We start from the raw sequence: 9,155 nt of genomic DNA on the forward strand, positions 1-9,155 counted from the left end.
ATTTTGTGTTATTCTTTGCTTAATACTTCATCAATGCTATATCGTGTGCCCGTTACAAATCCTTCATGAAAAAACATTGCGTTTTGACAAGCTCATATCCGTTCCGCTTATAAAACCCGTGCGCCCTGCTTCGCTTTTCATTCGAGCTGACCTTTACTTTTTTTATGCCGTTTTCCTCGAGCCACGATTCGGCCCTTCGTATAAGCACTTTACCGATCCCCATGCACCGGTGCCGTTCGTCGACGACAAGCCCTAAAATATCTCCCGTCGGCTCCATATACATGAGGGGCAATATACCGACCTGTATCCATCCGACGACCTTGCCGTCCTCATCTGCCGCGACAAACGCATGTGTCAGGCGGATGTTCCTGCAGCATTCGAGATTCTTCAAGGCTTTTTCCGCGGTTATCGTATAACCGAGTTGTTCCGACAGTTTCACGAATGAATCCATATCCTGTTCATCGAGGCTGCGAATCGTAATATGCATTGTCATTTCCCTTTCGATTCAGATAAAGTATTTTCTTATCCGTGAAGAGACAAGGTCGATGACACTCACGGTGACGATGATAATGATAAGCATGGAACATACTTTTTTCAGATAAAAACTGTTCATCGAATCATGCAGAATCTGTCCGATCCCTCCCGCTCCGACGATACCCAGAACGGTCGCCGAGCGCACGTTCGCTTCGAACCGGTAGAGTGAGTAGGAAATCCAGAGCGGCGTTACCTGGGGGATGATCCCGTAGATAATCTCGGAAATTTTCCCCGCCCCCGTTGCCCTGATTCCTTCGATCGGTTTGGGATCGATCGCCTCGACGGCTTCGGAAAAAAGTTTCGCGAGGGTTCCGAGGGTATGAACAAACAACGCCAGTACCCCGGCGAAGGGCCCCAGTCCGATGGCCGCGACGAAGATGAGGGCGAAGACGATTTCATTGACGGCCCGCAGCATGTCCATCAGCCGGCGGACGGGGTGCCGTAACCATACGGGAGTGACGTTATGCGCCGACAGCAGTCCGAATGGTATCGAAAAGATGACGGCGGCGAACGTCCCCCAGACGGCAATTTGTATCGTGACGATCATTTCCTCTATATAATAAAGAAAATCCCCGAGATCCGGCGGAAAATATTTGGAGAAATAATCGAGGATATTGCCGAAGTTGAGAACAAGTTCCATGGGACGCATTTCGGCACCGGACCAAGCCCACCCCAATATCAGAACGAAACCCAGCCACCCCAGAAGTTTCATGGTAAGAAAAAGTTTTTCGTTTTTCGGAAACATGACCGCTTGTTTTATCGCGGCCGCATCGTCATCGTATGCCATAGTATCACCCTGTAAAACAACGCACCGCGATACCGTAAAAATATCGCGGCACGCCTTTTGTTTTTTACTTAATATTTTTCGATTAACTCATCGAGTTCGTCGACTTCAGCAAAGCGTTCCTTGTTGTCTTCGAGTACCGTAAACTTCAGTTTGAAAAAAGGATACAGCTGTTTATTCGAAGAAGTGAAGAACGGATCGAGTCCCCCGCCTATAACCTTCAGTATTTCTCTCTGCCGCGCGATCTCTGCATCCGTGCCGAGCCGCCCGTAACCGAGAAAGAAGCCTTGAATGGCGCTTTTAAGTTCCCGGGGAAGATCCTTTCTATAGACGATAGGATCCTTTGTGATAACCGGCGATTTCCAGAGAATCTTTATCTTTTTGTACCCTTCCGGATCTTCATTTTTCAAATCGCGCATCTGTTCCGTGTTGTTCGTTGAGAAATCCACCTGTTTATTGAGTACCGCCTGAATATTGGCTCCGTGACTCGCACGCCGCATTTCCTTGAAATATTTTTCAGGGTCGATCAAACGGGGCGCCCAGATTTGCGAAGTGGGAATCAGGTTCCCCGACGTGGAGTTGACATCGCCGTTTCCGAAGACGAGTTCCGGGCCTTTTTTAACGACATCTTCCACACTATTGAGCTGGCTGTCGACGTGTGTTATGAGCAGAGAATTGTAACCCGGATCCCGGCCCTCTCCGACCATTTGCGCAAACACCTCCACCATACCTTCCGACTGGAGAACCGCCTCGACCGCGGATTTATTACCGAACCACGCCACCTGGACTTTACTGTATTGAATAGCCTGGATAACACCGGCATATTCGGATGCAAAGAACGCCCTTACCGGCACTCGTAACGCGGCGGCCATATCTTCGAGAAACGGATCCCATTCCTTGCGCAAGCTGTCCTGGGATTCGGTCGATATAATGCCGAAATTCAGTTCGGTTACACCTTCGTAATCCGGAACGAATTTGACGGCGCCCGTTTCCTGTGAAGCGGTTTCCTCCTTTTTACCGCTATCCACACAGCCGACTCCGGCCAGCAACAGCATGACCGTCACAACCACACATGCTAAACGCAGCTGCATACTATGATTTGTCATGAAAAACCTCCTTACTTAATTTTGAAAGCGACGTGACATACTTCAACGTTAACGCTTACTCAGGCGATTACTTCTACTTTTTCCTTCGTCCCGTCGAACGACGGTTCGGTATCGAGTAGTTTCGTAATGTCTTTTAAATCCTCGAAAATGCCGGTTTCCGCAAATTTTGATCCGTATATTTCATGCAGCAACTCGGCTGTGACCTCCTCACACGGTCCGTCGAAAACGACCCTTCCCTTTTTCAGGGCGATTATCCGTTTGCAAAACTTCAACGCGTAATGCACCTGATGAAGGGAGACGACGACAGTCGCTTCGTCTTCGTCATTGATACGCGCCAGAAGCGACATGACATTACGGGCTGATTCGGGATCCAGGGAAGCAATCGGTTCGTCCGCAAGAACAATATCTGCGTTCTGTACGATTGCACGGGCAATCGCGGCGCGCTGCTGCTGCCCCCCCGACAACGTGGATGAACGCTGAAAGGCTTTTTCCTCCATATCTACGCGTTTGAGGGCGTCCCGGGCATATTCTTTTTCTTTCCCGGTAAACAGCCGTAAAACACTCCGCCAGACGGGTATCTTGTGTAGCATGCCGACAAGGACATTGACCAGGACAGAAAGGCGGCCGACCAGATTGAATTGCTGAAAGATAAAACCTATTCCGGAACGTATTTTTCTTATGTCATATGCTATTTTCCCGTTTTCCTGAACGGTCTTTCCATGAACCTTTATATACGAATCGTCCGTATTCGACCGTTCGAGTCCGGAAATATGTCTCAGCAGCGTCGATTTCCCGGAACCGGACGCGCCTATAAGGGAGACCATCTCGCCGACGTTAATGGTGAGACTCACCCCATTGAGCGCTTTCGTCTCTTTGTAATTCTTACTGATATTTTTCAATTCAACCGCAGCCTGCATACATATCTCCTTTCATATGGTTCAACGGATACATTGACATTATTTATTTTATATTAGAGGCCCGATAAATAACCATTAATCTTTACCCCACCCGATTTTATTCCAGATGCGTTCATGGACAAAATAAAGAATGGTCTGTACGATATTGAACAGCAATGTTATATTCAGGCTTTCTTTAATATTACCTGTTAAAAAATAGCTTGCCGTCCCGAGTATTATAACGGCACATAATCTCTAAGTTATTGCTTTTACCAATGACCGTCTTGTTGTCGCCATGCCGTATCGTCAATATATGCTTTTTCCCCAGCAGGCATGGGCCGGGGTACATAGTTCCCCCGCAATACCACGGTTGCATGCGATAATATCCCAGCAGCCGGCTGTTTCAGATGGGGTCGAGACAACCTCCCCACCAGCCAGTTCGATAATCAATCGCGCCGCCGCGAAATCCCAGATATGAATTCCTTTCTGAATGAACGCCCCCAGTCTGCCTGAAGCGACACGGGCACAATCAAGGGCCGCGGCACCGAAGCTTCGCACTTTTTGTGCGCGCCTGATAATATTATCCAACAGGGGCAGCATCCCCGTCATATTTTTTCCCCGGACACTCAGATTGCAGGCAACAACCGTCTCATCCAATGCCTTGATATTCACATGATTAAGCTGCGATCCGTTGCAGGTGACACCTTCATCTTTTATACCGATATATAATTCATTTAAAGCGGGCGCCAAAACAACACCGACAAGCGGAAGTCCATACTGCCGCACCAGATCCTTGTTATGGAATTGCTGCAGAACGGCATCTCCCTTTTTATAACAGGAAATGCTGGTACAAAAATAATCGAGTGAATGGAAATAATTCACCGAGCCGTCCAGGGGATCGACGATCCATGTATACTCACTCCCTTCTTTAAAAAATCCGCTTTCTTCCGACAATATCGAATGTGATTGAAAGCGGCGTGTTATGGTTTCGATAATTGCCTTTTCCGATAATAGATCGACATCGAGTTTGAGATCATGTTTATTTTTATCTGTATACATAACCGCCGCACTCCCCCAATGCAATGATAAAATATCCGCCGCGCGTTTACTCGCTTCGAGTGCGGTCGCCCCTATATGATTTATAAGCGCGTCATTTGCAGAGTGTTCTGATTTTTCTTGAATATAGTTTTTCATATTCTTCATCCGTTATCCCCATTTCCCCGGGAAGGCAGGGGTACGTTCCATAAAAACCATGAAAATCCGTTCCCCCGGTGACCGCGCATTTGTAATGCCTGGCGTACATGAATGCGAGTTTTGTCTGCTCCGGTGTGTTGCCGGGATGAATGCATTCGATACCATCCAGCCCTTTTTTTACAAGCCGGGAAATAATCGCGTAATTATCATAAAGCCCCGGATGGGCGAGAACGGCGAGTCCGCCGCTTTGCTTGACCGCCATAACCGCGTCTTCTGCTGTCGGATATTCGATCGGGACGAACGCGTAACCCGGCCATTTGCCGTTATAACTTTCATTGAACAATGACTTGCACACCTCGTCATGTATATAATGGCAATAGCCTTTATCGAGAAGTGCATGCATGATATGCTGTTTATAGACATTCGTACTGCGGTATGCGATACGGCAAACGTCCTCCCATGTAATGGCGAAACCATACTCACGAACTTTTTCCACCATTTCCATGGCGGCCTCCTGCCGTTGCCTGATAACCGGCATGCAAAAATCCATGAGTGTCTTGTCGTTCTCATCAATCCAGAGACCGAGAATATGTACTTTCCTGTGCCTTTCATAATCGAATGCCGAAATTTCAATACCGGGAATAATCGTGACATCATATTGTTCCCCAAGACGCACCGCTTCTTCGAGACCACATGTCGTATCGTGATCGGTAATCGCGATGCGTGTGATACAGTTGAGTGAGGCTAATTCTAGAATTTGAGTCACCGTCAGTGAATTATCGGAAACAGCGGTATGGCAATGAAGATCAATCATGTGCAGCTCCATGTTTCACCCGCAGCCTCTCCCGGTTGCAATACTTATCCAGAAAAATATCGGGTGAAAGAAAATCGGCGAACCGTTCTTCAAGCATGCGGCGTTCCCATTCCCACCACTCCGAAGACAACAGCCGCTTTATAATCTGCCCGTCGAATCGTTTTTTGATGACCCTCGCAGGAACGCCGACCGCTATCTCATACGGCCCGACATTCCTTGTGACGACCGCACCCGCGCCGACAACGGCGCCGGTAGCGACATGAACGCCGGGCATAATAACCGCGCCATGACCTATCCACACATCGTGCCCGATAATGCAGCGGCGACTCCTCCGCCGGTTAAAAAAGGAAAGATCGTCCATGGCACCGAAACCGTATTGAACACGGCGGTATGTACAGTGGTGCTGCGTTACCCGTTCCATCGGATGATTGCCCGGATTGATCCTGACGTGGGAGGCGATCGAACAGAATTTTCCGATTGTCGCATAGATAATAGAAACATCACCCGCATCGTAGGAATAATCGCCGATCGTCGTTTCGATAATGACGGACCGCGAACCTATTTCGGTCCATGAACCTATTGTCGAGTTTATCACACATGCGGTATCATGAATACTCGGCTTTCCCGAAAGCCGTTTATTAATTGTATTTTTCATACTATCGGGAATTTGATTGATCTCATATGACATCCAGGGTTTTCCTCCTTGAGTTCTCAGTCACGCATACCCGCGGATCGTCGATCGTTTTTGCATTTATTTTATCTAACACCGGTTCACCGTCAATAAATACCTTTTCAATAAAAGGAACACCCTCCGCTTCACTGACAATCATCATATCGGCCTTTTTCCCTTCTTCTATCGAACCGATATCATGGGCGAGTCCAACTGCGCGGGCCGGGATAAGGGAAACCATGTTAACGGCACGGGGTAACGGTATGCCGTATATACGGTATAGTGCGAACACGGAAAACAGCATACCGGGTGCATAATAATCCGAACAAATAATGTCTGCCGCATCCTCTTTGACGGCCTCAATCGCACTCAGATTTCCGGATGTCGATTTTCCCATAATAATATTCGGGGCTCCGACGGTGACATACAATCCGGCAAGCTTTGCAGCGTATGCCGTTTCAATATCAACAGGGAACTCGCTTATTCGTACTCCAAGTGATTTCATTTTTTGCACCTTTTCAACCGAATCATCGTCATGGGAGGCCATCGGTATTTTATTATACCTGCTTGCCGAAGCAAGCACCCTTATATGACGTTCGATATCATCACTTGAATGTCTCGTCTTTTTTTCCGCTATTATTTTCTCTATTTCTTCAAATTTAAGTTTAAACTCACTTTTCATATACCGGAAAAAATAGGAAGAATTTCTGTATTGGCCCTGTCCCGGCGTATGATCCATAAGGGAGACCAGATGAACGGCACCGTCAGCCATCAGTGAAATGATAAGCGGGCAGTGTTCCGGTTCCGTGATATCGTATCTGGCATGGAAATAATGTCGAAGCGGGTCATGGCGTTTCAATACAAGTAATGAACATATCATCTCTTTCAGATTATTCTGTGATTTGAAGCCCGCCCTTCCTTCTATAAATGATATCGAATGGAAGATGGTCGTGATTCCGTGATTGATAAGCCTCGAACAAAAAGCATAAAAAGCGAGTGCAAATGGAAAATCGGTGTGAGGCCGCGGCTGAAGTTCCTTTTCCAATCCGTCATTATGAATATCGATAAATCCGGGCAGCAGCCATTTCCCGCAAGCGTCGATATGACCGGGCAGCGGCAGACAGTTGTCATTATCTTCAATAATTCTTTCGATTCTTCCGTCATAAATCAATACCGTGCCGTTCTCGATTATACCACACGGTGTGACAATCCGGGCATTATAAATGGTCTTCTCATTCATCGTCGCACCTCCCGCCAAACATTTTTTCAACCAAAACATTATGGCTTTGTTAGGGTTTAATTATTTCTTTATGGAGCTAACAATCCATTTCCCATTTATTCCTTATTTCAGCTTGCTGCCTTTTCTCAGCTTGCTGCCTTGACACGCTGAGATATCTTCGACTCGAAAAGATCTTTCATGCCCCCGAGAAGTGCCTCATAAAACACATTCCGCCTGTCACGAAACTTCATGTACGCTTTCAGAATATCCAGTACCATGATGATGCGTTTACAGGAACAATTGAGTTCCCCGTGAACATGTTTACCGATTACTTCGAAACCCAGTAATCTGGTATGGAACCGGAATGGGGAATGTTTTTCTCCTTCAAACACGTCGGTAATAAAATGCGTATAATTATTGCTGACAACCTCTCTAACCCCGGCGCGCATAAGCTGCATCGCGACCCTGATGTCTTTCCGGTACCGTGGCAGTATCATGAACCCGCCTATCTCCACGAATTTCCCGATCGATTCCAGCTTCTTGAGGTCTACTCCTTCGTTCAGCGATACCTCGTATTCGTCCGGGAGTTCGAGCGGCGGATCATACAGTAGCCGGAGAAGCCCGGCGGGATTATCATAGACACTTGCGATAAACCAGGAGACTTTCGGATTACTGGCCAGTTCGCCGTCCCCGATATGTTCCTCGATCGAGGCTATCCATTTCTTTTCTTTCAGTTAGACCGCGGCGATAATTTTTTTTTGCCCGCTCGATATCCTCCGAGTTATCGATTTTTTCACCATGACTCTCTTTGTTCTTTTGCTCATCATTGCCCTCCTTAATTTATATATTATATAATCCGCCGTAATGAAGACGGCGGCGCCTCTTCCCGATAGGGATATTCCTTCCCCGACAAATCCGAAATCATTTTCATGATACGATACGTTATTTTGTTTCGCAGGTACCGCGTTATGATGTTTTTCTCGTTTTCACGCAGGAAACGACATTCCGTCTCCGCATGCTTCAGCGCCAATTCTTCACTGAAATCAATCGGATCTCCTATCCGAATTTTAACTCTATCGATATTTGATATTCTTTTTTTACGCCGGATGTTCGAATAACAGAGACCTATCGGAACCACCCTGACCCCCGACTTCATGACAAGATGGCCGATTCCGGTTTTCGCCTTTTTCAACCGCTTTGGATTGGCGTTTCTGGTTCCTTCAGGAAAAATACCGATGCTGTGTCCGAGAGCAAGAAGAGACAGGCACCGTTCAATCACCATCCCCTTTTCTTCACATTTTCTCTTTTCCATGAATTTATATTTTCCCGGTTTGGAATAAGCGTATACCGGATCGATATGGCTTATAAGCCATCCGACAACAGGCACATATTGAAACATCCAGTCGACGACAAAATGTATTTTTGCACTGTTGCGCAGGAACACAAGCAGAGCCGCGATTATCAATGTTTCGATGTAATTGTTATGGTTCAAGGCAACTATAACCGGTTCGTTGATGTTCTTGATCACTGTTCGATTTTCTACGCTTCTGATCAAAAGACCTAATGTATTCAAGATAATCTTCACATAGAATCGTTGCTTATTGTTTAAATATTCTCTCTTCGAACGAGGTATCGTGTAATTATGACAATGAAATTCGTTACGGATCTTCATATCAATACCATGACGATTATCTTTAGCATATATTAAGACGAATATTTAAATACTATGTTAACAGTTTATAAAATTAGTATTAATATTATGAATATAGCCTGGGTACATGGACAAAACATACAATATAGTAAAGAAACAATAAGTGAACGAAGGAGGTACAACCTTTGAAAAAAAATAAAACTGTCCAGGGTAATCATATTCCCCAGTCAGGGTAATCTGAATTCCCACCCCCTTCAGAACAAGAAAATCATGCACCAAAAAAAATA

At 46.4% G+C, this 9,155-nt stretch carries 11 protein-coding genes; all 11 read right to left on the minus strand.

Going from position 1 to position 9,155, the window contains the following annotated elements:
• Nucleotides 1-52 precede the first annotated feature (52 nt).
• Nucleotides 53-487, minus strand: coding sequence for a GNAT family N-acetyltransferase (locus JW881_05695; protein MBN1696984.1), 435 nt, complete (start codon nucleotides 485-487; stop codon nucleotides 53-55).
• Between the two features lie 18 nt (nucleotides 488-505).
• Nucleotides 506-1,321 (minus strand): phosphonate ABC transporter, permease protein PhnE, encoded by an 816-nt coding sequence (phnE, locus tag JW881_05700; GenBank protein ID MBN1696985.1) that lies wholly within the window; start codon nucleotides 1,319-1,321, stop codon nucleotides 506-508.
• A gap of 68 nt (nucleotides 1,322-1,389) precedes the next feature.
• The gene (gene phnD, locus JW881_05705; GenBank protein MBN1696986.1) at nucleotides 1,390-2,424 is read right to left on the minus strand and encodes a phosphate/phosphite/phosphonate ABC transporter substrate-binding protein; all 1,035 of its coding nucleotides are present in this window, start codon (nucleotides 2,422-2,424) and stop codon (nucleotides 1,390-1,392) included.
• Between the two features lie 59 nt (nucleotides 2,425-2,483).
• Nucleotides 2,484-3,341, minus strand: a complete 858-nt coding sequence (phnC, locus tag JW881_05710; GenBank protein ID MBN1696987.1) for a phosphonate ABC transporter ATP-binding protein — start codon at nucleotides 3,339-3,341, stop codon at nucleotides 2,484-2,486.
• Nucleotides 3,342-3,416: 75 nt separating this feature from the next.
• On the minus strand, nucleotides 3,417-3,560 hold the full coding sequence (locus JW881_05715; protein MBN1696988.1) for a DUF2061 domain-containing protein: 144 nt from the start codon (nucleotides 3,558-3,560) through the stop codon (nucleotides 3,417-3,419).
• A 66-nt stretch (nucleotides 3,561-3,626) separates the two neighbouring features.
• Entirely contained in the window at nucleotides 3,627-4,514 is an 888-nt protein-coding gene (locus tag JW881_05720; GenBank protein ID MBN1696989.1) for a hypothetical protein, read from the minus strand.
• Complete coding sequence (locus JW881_05725; GenBank protein ID MBN1696990.1) at nucleotides 4,471-5,328, minus strand: PHP domain-containing protein; 858 nt, start codon at nucleotides 5,326-5,328, stop codon at nucleotides 4,471-4,473. Before JW881_05725 ends, JW881_05720 begins: the two co-directional genes overlap by 44 nt.
• Nucleotides 5,321-6,016, minus strand: coding sequence for a hypothetical protein (locus JW881_05730; protein MBN1696991.1), 696 nt, complete (start codon nucleotides 6,014-6,016; stop codon nucleotides 5,321-5,323). The genes JW881_05725 and JW881_05730 overlap by 8 nt, the downstream gene beginning before the upstream one ends.
• Nucleotides 6,006-7,238 (minus strand): alpha-D-ribose 1-methylphosphonate 5-triphosphate diphosphatase, encoded by a 1,233-nt coding sequence (locus JW881_05735; GenBank protein MBN1696992.1) that lies wholly within the window; start codon nucleotides 7,236-7,238, stop codon nucleotides 6,006-6,008. Before JW881_05735 ends, JW881_05730 begins: the two co-directional genes overlap by 11 nt.
• A 125-nt stretch (nucleotides 7,239-7,363) precedes the next feature.
• Nucleotides 7,364-7,714, minus strand: a complete 351-nt coding sequence (locus JW881_05740; GenBank protein MBN1696993.1) for a hypothetical protein — start codon at nucleotides 7,712-7,714, stop codon at nucleotides 7,364-7,366.
• Nucleotides 7,715-8,064: 350 nt separating this feature from the next.
• Nucleotides 8,065-8,745, minus strand: a complete 681-nt coding sequence (locus JW881_05745) for a 1-acyl-sn-glycerol-3-phosphate acyltransferase (protein MBN1696994.1) — start codon at nucleotides 8,743-8,745, stop codon at nucleotides 8,065-8,067.
• Nucleotides 8,746-9,155: the final 410 nt, after the last annotated feature.

This window comes from Spirochaetales bacterium (genome assembly GCA_016930085.1).
Taxonomy (GTDB): domain Bacteria; phylum Spirochaetota; class Spirochaetia; order SZUA-6; family JAFGRV01; genus JAFGHO01.

Excerpts from the sequence above, each read along its gene's own strand:
- JW881_05695 (MBN1696984.1), bottom strand. The coding sequence starts at position 487 with ATGCATATTACGATTCGCAGCCTCGATGAACAGGATATGGATTCATTC.
- phnC (MBN1696987.1), bottom strand. The coding sequence starts at position 3,341 with ATGCAGGCTGCGGTTGAATTGAAAAATATCAGTAAGAATTACAAAGAG.
- JW881_05735 (MBN1696992.1), bottom strand. The coding sequence starts at position 7,238 with ATGAATGAGAAGACCATTTATAATGCCCGGATTGTCACACCGTGTGGT.
- JW881_05725 (MBN1696990.1), bottom strand. The coding sequence starts at position 5,328 with ATGATTGATCTTCATTGCCATACCGCTGTTTCCGATAATTCACTGACG.
- JW881_05720 (MBN1696989.1), bottom strand. The coding sequence starts at position 4,514 with ATGAAAAACTATATTCAAGAAAAATCAGAACACTCTGCAAATGACGCG.
- JW881_05740 (MBN1696993.1), bottom strand. The coding sequence starts at position 7,714 with ATGATACTGCCACGGTACCGGAAAGACATCAGGGTCGCGATGCAGCTT.
- phnE (MBN1696985.1), bottom strand. The coding sequence starts at position 1,321 with ATGGCATACGATGACGATGCGGCCGCGATAAAACAAGCGGTCATGTTT.
- phnD (MBN1696986.1), bottom strand. The coding sequence starts at position 2,424 with ATGACAAATCATAGTATGCAGCTGCGTTTAGCATGTGTGGTTGTGACG.
- JW881_05730 (MBN1696991.1), bottom strand. The coding sequence starts at position 6,016 with ATGTCATATGAGATCAATCAAATTCCCGATAGTATGAAAAATACAATT.